This window comes from Streptomyces justiciae, from assembly GCF_015163075.1.
Lineage (GTDB): Bacteria > Actinomycetota > Actinomycetes > Streptomycetales > Streptomycetaceae > Streptomyces > Streptomyces justiciae.
The window spans coordinates 22683-43213 of sequence record NZ_JADDXU010000019.1; the positions used below are offsets into that span (position 1 = coordinate 22683).

The 20531-nt window shown below is 71.6% G+C and carries 18 protein-coding genes; 8 read left to right on the forward strand and 10 right to left on the reverse strand.

Annotated elements, in window-relative coordinates:
* Positions 1–6: 6 nt before the first annotated feature.
* From IQ210_RS38140 to IQ210_RS38180, 9 genes are all read right to left on the reverse strand, one after another.
* Positions 7–1392 carry a nucleobase:cation symporter-2 family protein gene (locus IQ210_RS38140; RefSeq protein ID WP_322657696.1) on the reverse strand — a complete coding sequence of 462 codons (1386 nt, stop codon included), beginning with the start codon at positions 1390–1392 and terminating at the stop codon, positions 7–9.
* A 241-nt stretch (positions 1393–1633) separates the two neighbouring features.
* Entirely contained in the window at positions 1634–3010 is a 1377-nt protein-coding gene (locus IQ210_RS38145) for an 8-oxoguanine deaminase (RefSeq protein ID WP_194083836.1), read from the reverse strand.
* Between the two features lie 100 nt (positions 3011–3110).
* The gene (gene pucL, locus IQ210_RS38150; protein WP_194083837.1) at positions 3111–4034 is read right to left on the reverse strand and encodes a factor-independent urate hydroxylase; all 924 of its coding nucleotides are present in this window, start codon (positions 4032–4034) and stop codon (positions 3111–3113) included.
* 7 nt (positions 4035–4041) lie between these two features.
* Positions 4042–4452, reverse strand: a complete 411-nt coding sequence (uraH, locus tag IQ210_RS38155; RefSeq protein WP_194083838.1) for a hydroxyisourate hydrolase — start codon at positions 4450–4452, stop codon at positions 4042–4044.
* A 6-nt stretch (positions 4453–4458) separates the two neighbouring features.
* Complete coding sequence (gene uraD / locus IQ210_RS38160; RefSeq protein WP_194083839.1) at positions 4459–4968, reverse strand: 2-oxo-4-hydroxy-4-carboxy-5-ureidoimidazoline decarboxylase; 510 nt, start codon at positions 4966–4968, stop codon at positions 4459–4461.
* Between the two features lie 115 nt (positions 4969–5083).
* Positions 5084–5449 (reverse strand): helix-turn-helix domain-containing protein, encoded by a 366-nt coding sequence (locus IQ210_RS38165; RefSeq protein WP_194083840.1) that lies wholly within the window; start codon positions 5447–5449, stop codon positions 5084–5086.
* Positions 5446–5697 (reverse strand): hypothetical protein, encoded by a 252-nt coding sequence (locus tag IQ210_RS38170; RefSeq protein ID WP_194083841.1) that lies wholly within the window; start codon positions 5695–5697, stop codon positions 5446–5448. The genes IQ210_RS38165 and IQ210_RS38170 overlap by 4 nt, the downstream gene beginning before the upstream one ends.
* 123 nt (positions 5698–5820) lie before the next feature.
* Complete coding sequence (locus IQ210_RS38175; RefSeq protein WP_194083842.1) at positions 5821–6786, reverse strand: hypothetical protein; 966 nt, start codon at positions 6784–6786, stop codon at positions 5821–5823.
* Between the two features lie 3 nt (positions 6787–6789).
* Positions 6790–7185: a hypothetical protein gene (locus IQ210_RS38180; RefSeq protein ID WP_194083843.1), complete on the reverse strand. Its 396-nt coding sequence runs from the start codon at positions 7183–7185 to the stop codon at positions 6790–6792.
* 93 nt (positions 7186–7278) lie between these two features.
* Here IQ210_RS38180 and IQ210_RS38185 point away from each other — a divergent pair, with 93 nt between their 5' ends.
* From IQ210_RS38185 to IQ210_RS38210, 6 genes are all read left to right on the forward strand, one after another.
* Entirely contained in the window at positions 7279–11823 is a 4545-nt protein-coding gene (locus IQ210_RS38185) for a CHAT domain-containing protein (RefSeq protein WP_194083844.1), read from the forward strand.
* 24 nt (positions 11824–11847) lie between these two features.
* Positions 11848–12873, forward strand: a complete 1026-nt coding sequence (locus IQ210_RS38190; RefSeq protein ID WP_194083845.1) for a hypothetical protein — start codon at positions 11848–11850, stop codon at positions 12871–12873.
* Between the two features lie 171 nt (positions 12874–13044).
* The gene (locus IQ210_RS38195) at positions 13045–13866 is read left to right on the forward strand and encodes a TIM barrel protein (RefSeq protein WP_194083846.1); all 822 of its coding nucleotides are present in this window, start codon (positions 13045–13047) and stop codon (positions 13864–13866) included.
* A 28-nt stretch (positions 13867–13894) separates the two neighbouring features.
* The gene (locus tag IQ210_RS38200; protein WP_194083847.1) at positions 13895–14785 is read left to right on the forward strand and encodes a 2-hydroxy-3-oxopropionate reductase; all 891 of its coding nucleotides are present in this window, start codon (positions 13895–13897) and stop codon (positions 14783–14785) included.
* Positions 14786–14988: 203 nt separating this feature from the next.
* Complete coding sequence (locus IQ210_RS38205) at positions 14989–16446, forward strand: catalase (RefSeq protein WP_194083848.1); 1458 nt, start codon at positions 14989–14991, stop codon at positions 16444–16446.
* Between the two features lie 319 nt (positions 16447–16765).
* A complete protein-coding gene (locus IQ210_RS38210; RefSeq protein ID WP_194083849.1) occupies positions 16766–17002 on the forward strand; it encodes a hypothetical protein in 237 nt (78 codons plus the stop codon).
* Between the two features lie 251 nt (positions 17003–17253).
* Here IQ210_RS38210 and gcl read toward each other — a convergent pair whose 3' ends face one another.
* Positions 17254–19041, reverse strand: coding sequence for a glyoxylate carboligase (gcl, locus tag IQ210_RS38215; RefSeq protein WP_194083850.1), 1788 nt, complete (start codon positions 19039–19041; stop codon positions 17254–17256).
* 200 nt (positions 19042–19241) lie between these two features.
* Here gcl and IQ210_RS38220 point away from each other — a divergent pair, with 200 nt between their 5' ends.
* Positions 19242–19925, forward strand: a complete 684-nt coding sequence (locus IQ210_RS38220) for a hypothetical protein (protein ID WP_194083851.1) — start codon at positions 19242–19244, stop codon at positions 19923–19925.
* Positions 19926–19989: 64 nt separating this feature from the next.
* Entirely contained in the window at positions 19990–20493 is a 504-nt protein-coding gene (locus IQ210_RS38225) for a GNAT family N-acetyltransferase (protein ID WP_194083852.1), read from the forward strand.
* Positions 20494–20531: the final 38 nt, after the last annotated feature.

Genomic DNA, 20531 nt, shown 5'->3' on the forward strand with positions numbered 1-20531 from the left:
ACGCTTTCAGTGCGCTGCGGCGATCTCCTCGCCCGCTTCCATCGGGTGCGTCACGTCCTGCGCGTCGCGCTGCCGGCCCAGGTGGTTGAAGACCAGGTTGAGCGCCACGGCCGCCACGCAGCCCGTCGAGATCCCCGAGTCGAGCACGATCTTCGCCGTCTCGGGGAACGCGTGGTAGAACTCCGGCGCCGTGATGGGGATGATCCCGACGGCCAGCGAGACGGCGACGATCAGGACGTTGTTGTCCTTGTCCAGGCCGGCCCGCACCAGGGTCTGGATGCCGCTCGCCGCGACCGATCCGAAGAGGACCACCCCGGCGCCGCCGAGCACCGGGCGCGGTACGACGGCGATGAGTGAGGCGGCCATCGGGCACAGGCCCATCAGGACCAGGAAGGCGCCGCCGGTGGCGACGACGTACCGGCTGCGGATCCTCGTCATCGCGACCAGGCCGATGTTCTGGGCGAAGGCGCTGCACATGAAGCCGTTGAAGAGGGGGCTGATCGCGGAGCCGAGGGTGTCGGCGCGCAGGCCCGCCGCGATGGTCCGCTCGTCCGCCGGGCGTTCCACGATCTCGCCCAACGCCAGCATGTCCGCGGTCGATTCGGTCATGGAGACCACCATCACCACGATCATCGACACGATCGCGGCGACCTGGAACTGCGGGGCGCCGAAGTGGAACGGCGTCGGGAAGCCGACCACGTCCGCGTCCGCGACCGGCCCGAAGTCGGTGACGCCGAAGGGGATCGCGACCAGCGTGCCGATGACCAGGCCGAGGAGCACGGCGATCTGCTTGACGAAGCCGCGGGTGAACCGGCGCAGCAGCAGCACGATCACGAGTGTCGTGGCCGCGAGGCCGAGGTAGGTCCTCGAACCGTAGTCGTCCGCCGCGGGGTTGGGCCCTTGCGCCCAGCCGAAGGCGACCGGCAGCAGGGAGACACCGATGAGCGTGATCACGGTGCCGGTGACGACCGGCGGGAAGAAGCGCACCGCCTTGCTGAAGAAGGGGGCGGCGAGGAAGCCGAGCAGGCCGGCGACGATGACCGCGCCGAAGATGATCGGCAGCGCGTCGGACTTGTCGTCGGTGGAGGCGACGATCGCCGTCATCGGGGCCACGCCCGCGAAGGTGACGCCGTTGACGAAGGGCAGCCGGGCGCCGATCTTCCAGACGCCGAGCGTCTGGAGGAAGGTGGCGAGGCCCGCGGTGAAGAGGCAGGCGCCGGTCAGGAAGGTCAGTTCGGTGCCGGAGAGGCCGACGGCCGCCCCGACTATCAGGGGCGGGGCCACGACTCCCGCGTACATGGCGGCCACGTGTTGCAGGCCCGTGGTGGCCATTTTCAGCGCGGGGAGTTTTTCGTCGACGGGGTGGGTCTCGTCGGCTCGTTGGGCGGTCACGGCGGTTCCTCCGGGTCAGCTAACACGTCGGCTCTGACGTGGGTTTCGTGGAGGTGGTGCGCGGTCGTGCGGGACCGGAGGACGGGGGTGCATGGGGGGACATGCACGGTGACCGTTCCGGGGCGCACACGTGTGGCATGCGCCCCGGAGACGGCCGCCATGAACCCCGCTCGGGTTCACGGCTACCGGCCGGGAGCCGTCCCTCCCGGCCGGAGATCAAGTGCCGTACAGAAATACGGAGTTACCGCGCGGCGATCTGCGCCAGCCGTTGCGCCTGCTCCCGCGTGGAGCGGGCGATCGCGTCCTCGTCGACGTGCAACAGGCGGCCCTCCTCGACGATCTGACGGCCGTTCACGAAGGAGGCCGTGACCGGGGCGGCGGCGCCGAAGACCAGCGCGGTGACCGGGTCGGCGATGGAGGCGTGGGCGAGCGTGTCCAGCTTCCACAGCACCAGGTCCGCGAGCTTGCCGGCCTCCAGGGAGCCGATCTCGGCGGCACGGCCCAGCACTTGGGCGCCGCCGTACGTTCCCAGGCGCAGCGCCTGACGGGCGTTGAGGGCCGCTTCCCGGTGGGCGCCGAGGCGGTTGATGAGGAGCGCGTTGCGCAGCTCGGTGTGCAGCTCGCCCGACTCGTTGGAGGCGGTGCCGTCGACACCGAGGCCGACCGGGACGCCGGCGGCGAGCATGTCGGGGACGCGGGCGATACCGGCGGCGAGGCGGGCGTTGGACGACGGGCAGTGGGCGACACCGGTCTTCGTACGGGCGAAGGCGGCGATGTCGGAGTCGTTCATGTGGACGCAGTGCGCCATCCACACGTCCTCGCCGAGCCAGCCGGTGGACTCGAAGTAGTCGGTCGGGCCCATCCCGAACAGTTCCTTGCAGAACTGCTCCTCCTCGACGGTCTCCGAGCCGTGGGTGTGCAGGCGCACGCCGAGACGGCGGGCCAACTCGGCGCCCTCCCGCAGGAGTTCGGTGGAGACGGAGAAGGGCGAGCAGGGCGCGACGGCGACCTGGGTCATCGCGTCGAAGGAGGAGTCGTGGTGCTCCTTGACGGTGGCCTCGGTCGCGGCGAGGGCGCCTTCGAGGGTCTCGACGGCGAAGTCCGGGGGCAGGCCGCCGTCCTTCTCGCTGCGGTCCATGGAGCCGCGGGCGAGGGTGAAGCGGACGCCCATCTCGCGGGCGGCGCGGATGATCGAGCCGGACAGGTCGCCGGAGTTCTGCGGGAAGACGTAGTGGTGGTCCATGGCGGTGGTGACACCGCCGCGGGCCATCATGCCCAGCGAGCCCTGCGCGGCCGAGTAGGTCATCTGCTCGTCGATGCGCGCCCAGGTCGGGTACAGCGCGACGAGCCAGTTGAAGAGGTTGTGGTCGGTGGCCAGGCCCCGGGTGATCCACTGGTAGAAGTGGTGGTGGGTGTTGACCAGGCCGGGGGTCACGAGATGCCCGGTGGCGTCGATGCGGCGTACGACGTTCTCCAGGCCCTCGGGGGCCTTGCCCGCGCCGAGCGACTCGATGCGGTTGCCGGCGATGACGACGTGTCCGCTCGCGTACTCGGTGTCGTGGGCGTCGACCGTCGCGATCGAACAGTTCTCGATGACGATGCGCTCGGCTGCTGCCATGATTCGTCCTTTGCGCTGTGTGGAGTGGGCACGGCAGGACCCCGGGATTTGAGTGCCGCGGCCCGCACAGGCGGGCCGCGGGTGCCGCAAATGGAGTTGATCAGAGGTTGGTGAGGTCCACCGGGATCTTCGGCTCGCAGCCGTCCCGCAGGATCGTCGCCTCGATCAGGCCGTAGGGCCGGTCCGCGGCGAAGTACACCTCGTTGTCGTTCTTCAGCCCGAACGGCTCCAGGTCCACCAGGAAGTGGTGCTTGTTCGGGAGGGAGAAGCGGACCTCGTCGATCTCGCTGCGGTTGTTGATGATCCGCGAACCCATCTGGTAGAGGGTCTGCTGGAGCGAGAGCGAGTAGGTCTCGGCGAAGGCCTGGAGCATGTGCTTCTTCGTCTGCTCGTAGGACTTCTCCCAGTTGGGCATCCGCTGCTCGTCGTCGGTCCAGTTGAACCGCCAGCGGGCCGAGACCTGGGTGGCCAGGATGCGGTCGTACGCCTCCTGGAGCGTCGTGTACTTGTCCTTGACGTAGCCCCAGAACTCGGAGTTGGTCGAGTTCATCACGACCAGGTCCTTCAGACCCGAGACGACCTCCCATGACGAGCCGTCATAGGTGATCTGCGTGACCCGGGTCTCCTGGCCTTTGCGCACGAACGAGTGCTTGACCTCGTCCGCGCCGATGAACTGGGAGTTCGCGTCGGAGGCGGCGATGCGCTCCCACGCGTACTCCTCGATCCGGATCCGGGCGACCTTGATCGGCTCCTGCGAGGTCACGAAGTGCCGCGCCAGGTGGATGCCGAACTGCTCGGCCGACTCGATGCCGTGCTCCTTGGCGAACGCGTACACCGTGTTCTTGGTGGTGTCGGTCGGCAGCACGTTGGCGTTGGAGCCGGAGTAGTGGACCTCGTCCATGTCGCCGGAGAGGGCGACGGACACGTTCAGGTCCTTGATGTGGTGGGTGGCGCCGTCCCGCGTGATCTTTACGACTCGGTTCTCGGCCTTGCCGTACTGGTTCTGTCCCAGGATCGTGGGCATGTGTCTGCTAGCTCCCTCGGTAAACGGAGTAGCCGAACGGGTTGAGCAGCAGCGGTACGTGGTAGTGCTCGCCCGGCACGACGGCGAACGTGATCGCCACCTCCGGGAAGAACACTGCCCCGGCACCGCTGTCCCGATTCGCGGGGGCGTCCTGCTGCGCATCGGCTTGCTTCTTCTCGAAGTACGGCTCCACGGCGAAGTCGAGCCGTACGTGTGTGGTGCCCTCCGGCAGGGCCGGCAGGTCCTTGCACCGCCCGTCCGCGTCGGTCGCGCTGCCGCCGAGCGCCTGCCAGTCCGCGTCCGAACCCGAACGGGCGGACAGCTGGACGGCGACTGCCTCGGCGGGGCGGCCGATGCTGGTGTCCAGGATGTGGGTGGACACTGAATTTCTCGGCAGGGCCGCGGTGCTGTTGCTCATGCTGCGTCAGTCCTCTTCGACGAGTCGGGCGAGCCGGATGCGGTTGATCTTGCCCAGCTCGGTGCGGACGATCTCCCGCTCCTGCTCCGGCGCGTTCCCGATCCGTTCCTTGACCGCGTCCCGCATCTGCTCGCCGGTCCTGCCGGTGGCGCAGATGAGGAAGACATGGCCGAACTTCTCCTGGTAGGCGAGGTTCAGCTCCAGCATCTCCGCCTTGAGCTCCTCCGTCGCGCCGGCCATGCCGCGCTGTTCACGGGCGGAGGTCGGGTCGCCCTCCTTGGGGCGGCCGATGGGCGGGTGCCCGGCCATGGCCTCGGCGAGGTCCTCGGCGGTCAGCTCGGCCATGGCGGCGTCGCTCTCGGCGTAGAGGGCCTCGGTGTCGGCGTAGGGCCGGGCGGCGAGCAGTCGTGTCGCCCAGGCCGTGGAGGCGCACGCCTCGTGGAGCGCGGCGAAGGCCGCGTGCTCCTCCAGGGCGTTGAACCGGGCCAGGCCCGGGGACGTGGATGTCGAAGTCACGGGAGCCTCCGTGGCCGCGAACGGCCGTCGTGCGTGAGCGGGCTGCCGCTAGCTAACGCCCTTCGAAACACGACGTCAACACTTTGTTGAAAATTCGGGGTTACAACCGCGCCCCTCAGGCCTTGTCACGGTTCAGGTAGTTGTAGACCGTGAACCGGCTGACCCCGAGCGCGCTCGCCACGGTCTCCACGCCGTGCCGTACGGAGAAGGCGCCACGCGCCTCCAGTATGCGCACCACCTCCTGCTTGGCCTTGCGGTCCAGGTCGGCCAGCGGCTTGCCCTGCTTGCGCTCCATGGCGGCGAGGATGTGATCGAGGGAGTCCGCGAGCTGCGGCAGGCGTACGGCGACCACGTCGGCGCCCTCCCAGGCGAGCACGACGTCGTCGGGGCCGGCTTCGTCCGGCGGGACCATCTCCCCGCCCATGGCGTCGACCAGCGGCTTCACGGCCGTGATGAAGGGTTCGTCCCCGGTGCCGGTCACTTGTCGCCCTCCCCGATCACGTTGACCTGCAGCGAGATACGGGTGGCCCCGGCCTTGAGCGACTCGCGCAGCAGCGCGTCCACGGCGCTGAGCACGGCGTCGGCGTCCCCTTCGGCGGTGTTGCCGAACGGGCCGACGTCCACCGCGTCCAGCGCCGCGGCCTCGACCACCTCACGGGCCGCGACCGCGTGCGCGGGCGCCTCGTCCAGGTCGAAGGGTTCGGTGGTGAACTCCACTCTCAAACGCATCGCGCCCCATGCCTCCCTGACCTGCGCGTTCCTGGGATGCTCCCGGCATACGAGAGCTCGTCCGGGGCGCGTCGTACCGCGCGGACGGACCCGGACCCCGACCTTAACGGACCGTACGCGGTTTCAGCGGGGCTCCGGCACACCGCTCTCAGCCGGCAGCAGCAGCTCGGGCGGCGGCTCCTGCCCGTGGGAGAGGTACGCCGTCAGCGCCCTCCCGTGCGCCTTCGTCAGCGGCCCCCGACGGCCGATCCCGAGCCGCGCGGCGAGTTCCTGCGCGTGCAGGCGCACGGCGGACTCGACGAGCAGGGCGTAGGCGTCGGTGGCGGCCCGGTAGCGGTGCCAGGCGGCCAGGAGGACCGCGCCGGCGATCAGGGCGCCGGGCCACCAGACGACGGCGACGGCGACGTAGAGCAGCCCCCAGCCCGCGAGGCCGGCCGCGCGGAGCATCGCCTCCCGCGCGGCGGTGATCTCGGTGCGGGTGGGTTCGGGGGCGTGCAGCCACAAGTGGGGCCAGACGACGGCGATCTCGACGCCGAGCGCGTCCTCGAGCCGGCCGGCCACCGCGTGCAACCGGTCGCCGGTCCAGGTGGGCCTGGCGGGCGGCGCGTCGGCGAGCCGGTGGAGCCGGGCGGTGGCGACGGCGGCCCGGTGGGCGTCGTCCGGTGTGGCGGTCAGCAGTTCCGCGCGGGCCTCGGCCACCCCCGCGGCCTCCTGGCGGTCGGCGAAGCGCCGCCCCCGCCGCGCGACGAGGCGCCGTACGCCCCCGTGGGTCACCCGCGGCCACCCCTGCCAGCCGTCGGCCAGCCACAGCCGCTCCACGAGGGAACCCAGTGCCTGGGCGGCGAGGCCGCACGCGGCCGCGGCGAGCAGGAAGGCGCACAGGAACAGCAGCAGGCCCGCGGTGGACCCGGCGAGGGCGTCGCCGTGCCGGTTGAGGCGGGCGGGCAGCTCACCGACCGCGTACCAGCGGGCGTGCCCCAACTCCCGCCCTGCGGCCAGGGTGCCGAGGAAGAGGGCGCCGGGCAGGACGAGCAGGGACAGCCACCGTTCGGCGAGCTTCCTTCCGAGTTCGGCCAGGAGTCCGGTCACCGGTCACAGCCGTTTCAGCCGCAGCGGAGCGCCGTCCTGGTCACAGGTGGGCGGGGCGTCGGCGGTGTCGTCGGCCCAGTGGTGGCGCAGGCAGCGCCTGTGCGGGCACAGGTAGACGGCCGGTCCGCGTCCGGTGCCGCCGATGCCGGCGAGCTGTGCGCCGGTGGCGCGGGTACGGCCGTACAGGCCGAGGGCGTCGCGTTCGGCCCGCATCCGTGCATTCAGCCGGCGGACGGCCGCGTCGACGTCGCCGTCGTCCCGTACGGCGAGGAGCAGGGCGTCCACGGCGGCCCGCGACTCCTCCTCGGCCAGTTGCCGGCGGATGTCCTCGACGTGGTCGAAGAAGTAGGCCAGCGCCTCGGACAGGCGCCGGGCCCGCCCCTCGGGACGGTCGGTCATGGGCTCTCCGGTGGGGCCTGGCGATGTGACGATGTTGCATACGGTAGGCCAACTCGGCCTGCCCGGAAGGCGCTTGCTCTACTCTCCGCTGGCATGAGCAGGGAACGGGAGGCGGAGCGGGACCGGCTGCTCGCCGCCGCACGGGTTCGATTACACCGGGTCAGGGCCACCGGGGACGCCGCACCACTGGGGGAGCCCGAGGCGCAGGCCGATCTCGGGGCGCTGCTCGGTCTCCTGGCCGAGGACCCCAGGGACGTCGAGGTCGGCTACCGGGTCGCCTGGCTGCTGTTGTGCGCGGGGCCGCGGCACCTCGAGGACTCCCTCGTGGAGGTCATGGCGGACGGCTTCGCCCGGGCCCTGCTGGCGGGCGTGGACGATCTGCCCGGCGAGTTCCTCCCCGGCATCGCCTCGGCGGCCGAGCCCATGGCCGTCGCCCTGCTGAGACAGGCGCACTCGTCGCCCGATCCGCAGCTGCTGGACACGGTCGTGGAGCAGCACCGGCGGCTCGTGGCCGCCACGCCCGCCGGCCATCCCGCCCGGCCGCAGCGGCTCGCCAATCTGGGGGTCGCCCTCCACACCCGGTTCGAGCGCCGGGCCTCGCCGGAGGACCTGACCGCCGCGCTGGCCGCGCATCGCGAGGCAGTGGCGACCACGCCGGCCGAGGACCCCGATCTGTCGATGCGCCTGAGCGGCCTGGCGGGCGTGCTGTGGTCGCGGCACCGGCTGACCGGGGACGCCGCCGATCTGGACGGCGCCGTCGACACCATCCGCGCGGCGGCGGACGCCGCACCCGCCGAGTCCCCGCGCCGGGCGATGTGCCTGGCCAATCTGGCGCTGACGCTGCGGGACCGGTTCGCGCGCCGCGGGGACCCGGCGGACCTGGACTCGGCGGTCGAGATCGGCCGACAGGCGTGGCAGATGACCGCGCCGGACGATCCCAACCGGGCGATCCGGATGCACAACCTGGCCGGCACGCTCGCGATCCGCTGGCGGGTCGAGGGCGCGACCTCGCTGGAGGAGACGGCCGCCCGACTGGGGGCCGGGGGCGACGCCCCGCTGGACGTGTACGCGGTCGCCTTTCTGGCCGGCCTGGACGACATCCCGCCCGAGGTGGCGTCCGATGTCGCCGAGCTGGCGGCCAACCTCGTCATCGCGCGGCAGCTGCGCCTGGCCGGCGCCTACGACGCGGCCGAGTGGGAGCGGCTCGTGGCGATGTGGGGCCGCATCCTCGGCATCCTCCCGGCCGGTGATCCGCTCCGGCACCTGTGGCTCGCCAACCTCAGCCAGGCCCATCTCCTCCGCTACCAGCACACCGGCGCGGCGACGGACCTGGAGGCCGCGCTGTCCACCGCGCGCCGGTCCGTCAGAGCGGCCACGGTGACCGACCCGGACCGGGGCATGGGGCTCGTCAACCTGGCGGGCGCGCTCGCCGAGCGGTACCGGTCCGAGGGCACGACCGAGGACCTGGACCTGGCCGTCGATCTGATGCGGGAGGCGGTGACGGGGCTCCCGCCCGACCACGTCCTTCGGGCCCGGTACCTGTGCGACCTGGGCGGGCTGCTCGGCATGCGGTTCACCCGGCACGAGGACCCGGCCGACCTCGACGGTTCCGTCACCGCCCTGCGCGAGTCCACCCGGGCCGTGCCGGCCGACCCCATGGGCCCGGGGCTCGCCCTGAGCAACCTGGGCGAGTCGCTGCTGCTGCGCCACACCCTCGCCGGGGACCCGGCCGACCTTGACGAGGCGGTCGACGCGCTGTGGCGGGCGGTCGACACCACGCCCGAGGAGCATGTGGGCCGCGCCCGGTACCGATCCTCTCTGGGCGCCGCGCTGTGCGCCCGGTTCGAGCTGCGGGGCGACGGAGCCGACCTGGACGAGGCGGTGGCCGTGCTGCGTGCGGCCGTCGCCGGGGCCCCGCCGGGCTCCCTGGCCCGCAACGGGGCGCTGGTGAACCTGTCCGTCGCCCGGTACTTCGCCCTCCACCGGCCGGGGCTGTGCCCCGCGGACCTGGACGAGGCGGTGAACGCGGCCCGGGAGGCCCTCGCCGCCCTGCCTCCCGGGCACACCGGGCATGCCAAGTGCCGTGCCCTGCTGGCGCACGCACTGCGCGTCCGGTACGAACACAGCGCGAACCCCGCCGACCTGGCCGAGGCCGTCGACCTCGGCGAGGGGCTGGCCGTGCCCGCGGCGGACATCGCCCCGACGGAGGCGGCCGAGCGGCTCAACGCCGGGGCCGCGGCCGCACTCACCGACTACCTGCGGACCACGTCGCCGTCCGACCTCGACGCCGGTATCGCCTCGCTCCGGGCGGCCCTGCGGACGCTGCCCCCGGGGCACGCCTCCCGGCCGGTCCTCCTGGCCAATCTGGCCCTCGCCCTCGTGGGCCGCTTCGCGCGCAGCGCCGACGCCGCCGACCTGGACGCGGCCATCGACGCGCAGCGGTCGGCGCTGGCGGCGGCCGGGCACGCCCACCACCACCGCCCCCAGCTGCTGAACGGTCTCGGCTCGTTCCTGGTGGCCCGGTACGTGCACCAGGAGGCGCGCCGGGACCTGGAGGAGGCGATCGACCTGTTCGCGGCGGCCGCCGAGACGGCCCCGCCGGGCCATCCGCTGCGTCATCTGGTCCTGTCCGCCTGGAGCGACGCCGTGCGCCTGCGGGCCGAGGCCGAGGAGAACCCGGCCGACGCGGAGTTGTCCGTGGCCCTCGCCCGGGACGCCGTCGACCTCGCTCCGGCCCACGACATCCGCCGCCCCCTGCTGCTGTGCCGACTCGGCCACGCGCTGCTGCAACGCCATCGGCTCGGCGGCACGGGCACGGAGCTGGACGAGGCGGTCGACGTGCTGCGGGAGGCCGCCGCCGGTCCCGGCGACTTGGCACGTCCGCTGGTCAACTCCCTGCTCGGGGATGTCCTGTCCGCCCGCTTCGAGCGCGACGGCGACCCAGCCGACCGTGACGAGGCCGCGCGACTGATGGCCGACGGCGCGGGCGATCCGTCGCTGGCCCCCATGCTCCGCATCATGGCGGCGCTGCGGGCGGGGCAGTTGGCCGGCGCGACCGACCCGGCCGGGGCAGCCGCCCTCCTCGAGTCCACGGTCGCCCTGCTCCCCCAGGTCGCCCCGCGCCGGCTGCGCCGTGCCGACCGGCAGCAGGCCCTCGGCAGGTTCGCCGGTCTCGCGTCCAACGTCGCCGCCCTGGCGCTCGCCGACACCACCCGGCCGGACAGCGAACGCGCCCTGCGTGCCCTGCGGTTCCTGGAGACGGGCCGGGGTGTGCTGATGGGCCAGGCACTGGACGCCTGGGGCGACCTGGCGGCGCTGCGCGAGCGGCATCCGCGACTGGCCGACCGGTTCGAGGAGTTGCGGGAGCTGCTGGACCGGCCCGAGGAGAGCTGGGACGCGCTGCTGGGCGGTGTCGCGGGCGCGGGTCCCGGGGGGTCCCTCTTCGAGGGCGACCGGCACCGGCTCGACGCCGACTTCACCGCCGTACTCGAAGAGATCCGGGCGCAGGAGGGGTTCGGCTCCTTCGGGCTGCCGCCCACGGCCGACGAGCTCCTCGGCGAGGCCGGGGAGGGGACCGTCGTCGTGCTCAACGCCGCCCCCGCGCGGTGCGACGCGCTGCTCGTCAGGCCGTCCGGTGTCACCGCCGTGCCGCTGCCGGGGCTCACGCTCGTGGGCGTGATGGAGCTGGCCGCGGAGTGCCAGGCCGCCGCGCACGAGGCGGCGGACCCCGACCGCGAGGTGCGGACGGCGGCCCAGGACACGCTGTCCGACATCCTGGCCCGGCTGTGGGACCTGGTGGCCGAGCCCGTTCTGACCGCTCTGGGGCACGACCGGGCGCCCGCGGACGGCACGTACCCGCGGGTGTGGTGGGTGCCGGGCGGGCCGTTCGGCTGGCTGCCGGTCCATGCGGCGGGCCGGCACGACGGCTCGGGCCGGACGGTCCTGGACCGGGTCGTCTCGTCGTACACGCCGACCGTCCGTGCCCTGCGCCACGCCCGCCGCCCGCTGCCGGACCGCCCCGCCGGACGGGAGCCGCTGGTCGTCGCCATGCCCCAGACGCCCGGAGCACCCCCGCTGGACTTCGCGGAGGACGAGGTCAAGGCGTTCCGGGAGCATTTCACCGACCCCGTGGTCCTGCTCGCTCCGGACCGTCCGCCGACCCGGGACGAGGTGCTGGAGCGGCTGCCCGGCTGTCCCGTCGCCCACTTCGCCTGTCACGCCGACAGCATGGGCGAGGACCCGGCCGGCCACCTGCTGCTCCTGCACGACCACGCCGAGACCCCGCTGACCGTGGGCGCGCTGGCCGCGGTGCGGCTCGACCACGCACGGCTCGCGTTTCTGTCGGCCTGCGGGACGGCCGTCTCGTACGACGGACTGCTCGCCGACGAGGCCATCCATCTGACGTCGGCGTTCCAACTGTCCGGGTTCCGGCATGTGGTGGGCACCCTGTGGCCGGTCGTCGACGACACCGCCGTCGACTTCGCGGAGGCCTTCTACGCCGCGCTCCGGCCCGCCGCCGCCGAGCCGCCCGACCCGACCCTCGCGCCGTACGCCCTGCACGCGGCGGTCCGCCGACTGCGCTCTGACTTTCCCCACACCCCGTCCCTGTGGGCGTCGCACGTCCATACCGGCGCCTGACCCGTCCCCCACGAGAAGGTCCCTGTGAACCGAACCCCCTACCGCGAGTCCGTGCTGATGCGCGAGCCGCTCAAGAGCATTCTCGTCGCCCTGTCCCTGGTGTCGTTCTTCGCCGTCGGCGGTCTGTTCGGCGCCACCGCGCTGGGGGTGTTCTTCGCCCTGTGGTGCGTCTCCCTCCTGTACGCGGGCTTCCGGTTCGCGCGCAAACTGCTGCGCGAGGCCGAGGAGGACCGCGCCCGGTCCGTGAAGGCGCACGCCGCCGTGATGGCGGACCGGATGATGGCCGCGCAGCGCCAGGGGTTCGCGTACGAGGCCTCGTCCGCGGAGCTCGCGGAGGGCTTCGGCCGGATCCCGCAGGACGTTCCCGACCGCCTGATCGAGGAGGAACGGGTCATCGCCCGGCACGCGGCCGGCCTGGTGGCGGAGGGTGTGCTCCGGATGGAGGTCGACGGCTTTCCGGTCACCGTGTTCGACCTGGAAGTGATCAATTACGACGATGTGGCGGACCTGAAACGCCGCGGCAGCTACAGCAGGGCGGCCGAGGCGGCCAAGGACTATCTGACCGTGTGTGTGGTCACCCTGCCGGTGCCGCTGCCCTATCTGGCATCCGCATGGCTGTTCGACAGGGAGGCGGCGCACACCGCGGACGCCGACTTCGCGGAGGTCGTGATGTCGGTCCCCCTCGTGCGGCAGGCCGTGCTGGACGTGGAACCGCCGTGGCCCTGGTCCGTGCAGCAGGACCGGCTCATCTCCTGCGAGCTGTCGGGCGCCGGTCTCGACGTGCCCGCCGCCCTCGCCCTCGCCACCCGGCTCACCCAGGTCGCCGGCGCGTTCCCCTGGACGGACCTCGAACGCTTCCGGCTCAGCGCGCCGGAGCCGCGGCCGCAGTACACCCTGTGGGCGTCCCTGGGGCAGTACACCCCCGTCATTCACAACCCCTGGGTGCGGCGCTGGGACGCCCAGGAGATCGGCCGCAGCGGTCTGCGTGCCTACCGGTCACACAGTGAGGTGCTGAAGATCGAGGCGGTGTCCGTGCACCCCTCCACCTGAGGCATCACCCCCGCCCCCAGCCCGGCGACACCGGCTCCCACCAGCGTGTCGCCGGGCTTTCGCGTTCCTGGCCCCTTGACAAGCGTCGCCCACCAACGGCAATCTTCCATTAAGCAGAAACGAACTTCCGCAATACGGAATCACTCGACACGGAAGGGAGCGCAGCGGCCCATGGGATTCGCAGACCAGCGCTTCAACGTCAACCTGTCGATCCTCTTCACGGAACTCCCGCTCCTGGAGCGCCCCGCGGCCGCCGCCGCGGCGGGCTTCACCGCGGTCGAGCTGTGGTGGCCCTGGGTCGACTCCCCCACCCCCGAGCAGTCCGAGCTCGACGCCCTCAAGCAGGCGATCGAGGACGCGGGCGTCCAGCTCACGGGCCTGAACTTCTACGCCGGTCAGCTGCCCGGTCCCGACCGCGGCGCCCTGTCGATCCCGGGCGAGGAGTCGGAGAAGTTCCGCGCCAACATCGAGGTGGCCGCGAGCTTCGCCCAGTCCCTGGGCTGCAAGGCGCTCAACGCCCTGTACGGCAACCGCGTCGACGGCGTCGACCCGGCCGCGCAGGACGCGCTCGCGCTGGAGAACCTGGTCCTCGCGGCCCGCGCGGCCGACCGTATCGGCGCGATCCTGCTGATCGAGACGCTCAACAAGCCCGAGTCGCCGCTGTACCCGCTGGTGTCGGCGCCCGCCGGGATCGGGATCGTCGACAAGGTCAACGAGGCGACGGGCCTCGGCAACGCCAAGTTCCTCATGGACCTCTACCACCTGTCCATGAACGGCGAGGACCTGCCGGCGGTGATCGAGGAGTACGCCGCGAAGACCGGCCACGTCCAGATCGCCGACAACCCGGGCCGCGGCGCACCGGGCACCGGCTCGCTCCCCCTCGAAGACCTCCTCGACCAGCTGAAGAAGGCGGGTTACGACGGCTGGGTCGGCCTCGAGTACAAGCCGGGCGACCGCCCGAGCGCCGAGGCCTTCGACTGGCTGTCCCGCTGACCCCGTTCACGTGAAAGGCACCCTCACCATGAGCAACCTCCCCAAGATCGCCTGGATCGGCCTCGGCATCATGGGCTCCCCCATGTCCGAGAACCTGATCAAGGCGGGTTACGACGTCACCGGCTTCACGCTGGAGCAGGACAAGCTGGACCGCCTGGCCGCCGCGGGCGGCAAGGCCGCCGCCTCCATCGCCGAGGCCGTCAAGGACGCCGACGTGGTCATCACGATGGTGCCCGCCTCCCCGCAGGTCGAGGCCATCTCGTACGGCCCCGACGGCATCCTCGAGAATGCCAAGTCCGGCGCCCTGCTGATCGACATGTCCTCGATCACCCCGCAGACCTCGGTCGACCTCGCGAAGGCGGCCAAGGACAAGGGCATCCGCGTCCTGGACGCCCCGGTGTCCGGCGGCGAGGCCGGTGCCATCGAGGCCGTGCTGTCGATCATGGTCGGCGGTGAGCAGGCCGACTTCGACGCCGCGAAGCCCATCCTGGAGGCGCTCGGCAAGACCATCGTGCTGTGCGGTCCGCACGGCTCGGGGCAGACCGTGAAGGCCGCCAACCAGCTGATTGTCGCCGTGAACATCCAGGCGTGCGCCGAGGCCGTGGTCTTCCTGGAGAAGTCCGGCGTGGACCTGAAGGCCGCGCTCGACGTCCTCAACGGCGGCCTCGCCGGCTCGACCGTGCTGACGCGCAAGAAGGACAACTTCCTCCAGCGCGACTTCAAGCCGGGCTTCCGCATCGACCTCCACCACAAGGACATGGGCATCGTCACCGACGCTGCCCGCAACGTCGGCGCGGCGCTGCCCGTCGGCGCCGTGGTCGCCCAGCTCGTCGCGTCCCTGCGCGCCCAGGGCGACGGGGGCCTGGACCACTCCGCGCTGCTGCGCGCGGTCGAGCGCCTCTCCGGCGCCCAGATCTGACGGACCGCCCCAAGGCCCCGGGCGGCGCCGCTGCTGACACCTGTCCTGTCGCGCCCAAGCGGCGGCGCCGCCCGGAATCAGCTTCAACGAAACGTTGAGCATCTTCAACAAACTGTTGACGTCCAGATCGCCCCAAACCTAGGCTCCACGAAGCGGAAGTCCTTTTCCGAAGCCTCCGCTGACTCTCGTACGGAAGGTCCCCGATGTCGAAGCGCGTGCTGACGACCGAGTCCGGCGCCCCGGTCGCCGACAACCAGAATTCCGCCTCCGCCGGTGTCGGCGGTCCGCTCCTCCTCCAGGACCAGCACCTGCTGGAGAAGCTCGCCCGCTTCAACCGCGAGCGCATCCCGGAGCGCGTGGTGCACGCCCGCGGCAGCGGCGCCTACGGCTACTTCGAGGTGACCGACGACGTCACCGGCTTCACGCACGCCGACTTCCTGAACACCGTCGGCAAGCGCACCGAGGTCTTCCTGCGCTTCTCCACCGTGGCGGACTCGCTCGGCGGCGCGGACGCGGTGCGTGACCCGCGCGGTTTCGCGGTGAAGTTCTACACCGAGGAGGGCAACTACGACCTCGTCGGCAACAACACCCCGGTGTTCTTCATCAAGGACCCGATCAAGTTCCCCGACTTCATCCACTCGCAGAAGCGCGACCCGTTCACGGGCCGTCAGGAGCCGGACAACGTCTGGGACTTCTGGGCGCACGCCCCCGAGGCCACGCACCAGGTGACCTGGCTGATGGGCGACCGCGGCATCCCGGCGTCGTACCGCCACATGAACGGCTACGGCTCGCACACCTACCAGTGGACGAACGCCGAGGGCGAGGCCTTCTTCGTCAAGTACCACTTCAAGACCAACCAGGGCATCCGCTGCCTGTCCGCCGAGCAGGGCGCCGAGCTCGCCGGCAAGGACCCCAACTCGCACCAGACGGACCTGCTCCAGGCGATCGAGCGGGGCGTGAACCCGTCCTGGACGCTGTACGTGCAGCTCATGCTGGCGGCCGAGGCGGCGGACTACCGCTTCAACCCGTTCGACCTCACCAAGGTATGGCCGCACAAGGACTACCCGCTCCAGCGCGTGGGCCGGCTGGTCCTCGACCGCAACCCGGACAACGTGTTCGCCGAGGTCGAGCAGGCCGCGTTCTCCCCGAACAACTTCGTGCCGGGCATCGGTCCGTCGCCGGACAAGATGCTCCAGGGCCGGCTGTTCGCCTACGCGGACGCGCACCGCTACCGCCTCGGCGTCAACCACACCCAGCTCGCGGTGAACGCCCCGAAGGCGACCGTCGCGAACAACTACGGGCGGGACGGCCTCATGGCCACCAACTCCCAGGGCCGCGCGGCGAAGAACTACGAGCCGAACTCCTACGACGGCCCGGCGGAGACCGGCCGCCCGCTCTCCGCCCCGCTGGCGGTCAGCGGCTGGACCGGCACCCACGAGGCCCCGCAGCACACCAAGGACGACGACTTCTTCCAGGCCGGCGAGCTGTACCGGCTGATGTCGGAGGACGAGAAGTCGCGTCTGGTCGCGAACATCGCCGGCGGCCTGTCCCAGGTCTCCCGCGACGACGTGATCGAGAAGAACCTCGCCCACTTCCACGCCGCCGACCCGGAGTACGGCAAGCGCGTGGAGGAGGCGGTCCGCGCCCTGCGCGAGGACTGACCTCCTCAGGAAATGAGCTCCCTGTTCGCGCCCGAACACTGAGCGACCCGGATGAGGGGTGGTCCCTCGGTACGGGGCACGGGCAGGGTGATGGACCGCGGCGGCGTGCGAGCCAGTGCGGTGGTGAAGGACCGGAGATCCTCTTCTCGACCTGAGGGAAGGGCTTCTCGGGCTCCGTCGCTGCCGCCGCGGTCCCAGCAGGACGGCAGGACAGCAGGACAGCAAGACCCGAAGAGCCCCGGATACGGACGGTCCCGTATCCGGGGCTTTTCGCTGTGTCCGGGGTGCGCGCGGCGCTTCCCGGCGGGACGCTGAAGGCATGGCACACGCACCGCACCACCCGCATGTCGTGGTGCACTCGCCGGGCCTGGACGGCTCCCGGCGGGTCACCGCGGACGACCACGCCCTCGGCGTCGCCTCCCACCTGGACGACGTCGTGGAGCTGCTGCGCCTCGCCGACCTCGACCGGATCGAGGTGGAGGACGAGGACATCGTGGAATGGCAGGGCGGCGGGCCGGACGACTGGCCCGGACTGTCCGAGCACCATCAGCACTGAGCCCGCCTACACCCGGCGACGTAGCCGGAGTACGGAACCCTCAAATCAACCTCTGAACCCGCCCCCGGAGGCTTCAACCGCCCCCGGGGGCGGGCACATTGTCGTCACGCGGCGCCCGCCGGCACGGGGGCGGCGGGCGCCGCGCAACGGGGGAACGGGGGAACGGGGGGAACGGAGACCCGGGGGGACAGGGCATGCCGAAGGGGCGGCCCATCCCCCCGGATGGACCGCCCCTCGGTGGTGTCGCTGCGTCAGACCTTCAGCGTCCTGATCGCCGTCGGGGCGTGCCCCGGCTCCGTCGCGAGTTCCTCGAACTCGGTGACGTCACTGATGTCGGCGGTCTTGCTCATCGCGATGTTGGTGACCCGCTCCAGGATCGCCTCGACCACGACCGGCACCCGGTACTCGGCGGCCAGCTTCTTGGCCTCCTCGAAGGCCGGCAGCAGCTGGTCGGGCTCGGTGACGCGGATGGCCTTGCAGCCGAGGCCCTCGACGACCTTGATGTGGTCGACGCCGTAGACGCCCAGCTCCGGGGAGTTGATGTTCTCGAACTCCAGGTTGACCTGGAAGTTGATGTCGAGACCGATCTGCGCCTGCCGGATCAGGCCCAGGTAGGCGTTGTTGACGAGGACATGGACGTACGGGATCTTGTGCTGCGCGCCGACGGCCAGCTCCTCCAGCATGAACTGGAAGTCGTAGTCGCCGGAGAGCGCGACGACCTGGGCCTCCGGGTCGGCCTTGGAGACACCGAGCGCGGCCGGGATGGTCCAGCCGAGCGGGCCGGCCTGGCCGCAGTTGATCCAGTGCCGCGGCTTGTAGACGTGCAGCATCTGGGCGCCCGCGATCTGGGACAGACCGATCGTGGTGACGTACCGCGTCTCGGGGCCGAAGGCCTTGTTCATCTCCTCGTAGACGCGCTGCGGCTTCATGGGGACGTTGTCGAAGTGCGTACGGCGCAGCAGCGTGGACTTGCGCTCCAGGTGGGAGGCGATCCACGCGGAGCGGTCCGGGAGCCTGCCCGCGGCCTTCAGCTCGCGCGCGACCTCGACGAAGAGCTCCAGGGCGGCCTTGGCGTCGGAGGTGATGCCGTAGTCCGGCGGGAAGATCTTGCCGATCTGGGTGGGCTCGATGTCGACGTGGACGAACTTGCGGCCCTGGCGGTAGACGTCGAGCTTGTAGCCGGTGTGCCGGTTGGCCCAGCGGTTGCCGATGCCGAGGACGAAGTCGGACTCCAGGAAGGTCGCGTTGCCGTAGCGGTGCGAGGTCTGGAGGCCGACCATGCCGGCGTTCAGCTCGTGGTCGTCGGGGATGGTGCCCCAGCCCATCAGGGTCGGGATCACCGGGGTGCCGGTGAGCTCGGCGAACTCCACGAGGAGGTCGGAGGCGTCGGCGTTGATGATGCCGCCGCCCGCGACGATCAGCGGGCGCTCGGAGGCGAGCAGGAACTCGATCGCCTTCTCGATCTGGGCGCGGGTCGCGGCCGGCTTGTAGACCGGGAGCGGCTCGTAGGTCTCCGGGTCGAACTCGATCTCGGTGAGCTGGACGTCGATGGGCAGGTCGATGAGGACCGGGCCGGGGCGGCCGGAGCGCATCAGGTGGAAGGCCTGCTGGAAGACGCCGGGGACCTGGGCCGCCTCCAGGACGGTGGTGGCCGCCTTGGTGACGGGCTTGGCGATCGACGCGATGTCGACGGCCTGGAAGTCCTCTTTGTGGATGACGCTGACCGGCGCCTGGCCGGTGATGCAGAGGATGGGGATCGAGTCGCCGATCGCCGAGTACAGGCCGGTGATCATGTCGGTGCCGGCCGGGCCCGAGGTGCCGATGCAGACGCCGATGTTGCCCGGGTCGGCGCGGGTGTAGCCCTCGGCCATGTGGGAGGCGCCCTCGACGTGCCGGGCGAGCGTGTGGTCGATGCCGCCGCCCTCCTTGAGGGCGCGGTAGAAGGGGTTGATCGCCGCGCCGGGCACACCGAACGCGTTGGTGACGCCCTCGCGCTTGAGGATCTCAACTGCCGCGCGGGCAGCGGTCATACGTGCCATCGAGTACTCCCTGCTTCGGCTGCCGGATTCGCACTCCCCTCGCGCCCCGCGGTGAGTACTTCCGTATTGCGGAAACTAACTTCTACTATCTGGAATCAATGTAAGTGGAGGGGTGAAGGCCGTCAAGAGACGGACAAGCGGGGGTCGGCTGGAGGACGATGGGAGCGCTGTCCCGACGTGGGGTCGTTCTGGAGTGGGCCATGTCCGAGAACGTGTCGGTGCGCTGCCCGGTCTGCCGGCGCGAGCACTTCTATGCGGCACCGTCCTATCCGTGCGCCTGCGGGGCGCCGGTGACACCGCCGCTGGACCGGCGCGCGCGGGCGACGGCGGTGACGCACCGGTCCTGGGAGGACGACTGGGTGACGGTGCTGTGCGCGCGCTGCGGGCGCACGGGTGAGTGGCCGCATCCGGAGGTGGGCTGCGCGTGCGGGACGGTACTGAGGGTGCCGGTCGCGGCGGAGGCGGTCGGCATCCCGACGGCCCGCCGTGTCGAGCAGTCCCGGCGGCGCGCGTTCCAGCCGGTGACGATCCGCACGGCGCGCGACGCGGTCACGGCCGCGGCCCTGTATCTGCGCTGGCTCGGCTACGAGGACATCCGCCGCGCCGACCAACGCCCCCCGAACGGCATCGGCCTCGCGGCTCGCGGCCTCCTGGCCCAGGTCGACCCCACGGTCCGCCCGGCATCGCTCCGCGACGTCGAATGCCTCTGGCTGACGGCGATGACGGAGTCCGCGGACTGCGTCTACTTCTCCCTGGCCGGCTACGCCACGGAGGCCCGAGCGGTGGCCGACGCCCTGGCCGTCCCCTTGTTCGTCCTCGACCTCACGGGCACGCCGCAGCCGGTGAACAGCAGAGCGGACGAACTGGACGCGACCGGCACATAGAGCCGACGCTGAGGACAGGGAAAACGGTTGGGAAACGGGGCTCCGCCCCCGCCATACTCGCCCGATGCGCATCCGCCCCGTCACCCCCGCCGAGCTACCCGCCCTCCAGGACATCGAGCGTGCCGCCGGTGCCCCCTTCCGCGCGCTCGGGATGGCCGCGATCGCCGAGGACGAGCCGTTCGGGGTGGATGTTCTGGAGGGGTACCGGAGGCAGGGGCGGGCCTGGGTCGCGGTCGGGGGTGAGGGGCGTCCCGTCGGGTATCTGGTCGGCGAGCCCGTCGACGGTGCCCTGCACATCGTGCAGGTCTCGGTCCACCCGGACTTCGCGCACCGGCGCATCGGTGAGGCCCTCCTCGCGTACGCCGCCGAACGCGCCCGCGAAGAGGGCCTCACCGGTCTCACCCTGACCACCTTCGCCGAGGTGCCCTGGAACGCCCCGTACTACGAGCGCCTCGGCTTCCGCGTCCTCGGCGCGGCCGAACTCACCCCCGGGCTGCGAAAGATCCGCGCCCATGAGGCCGAGCTCGGCCTCGACCGCTGGCCGCGCGTGTGCATGCGCAGGGGCTGACGCATGCCCCCCGCTTACCCCTATCCCTCGCTAGCCCT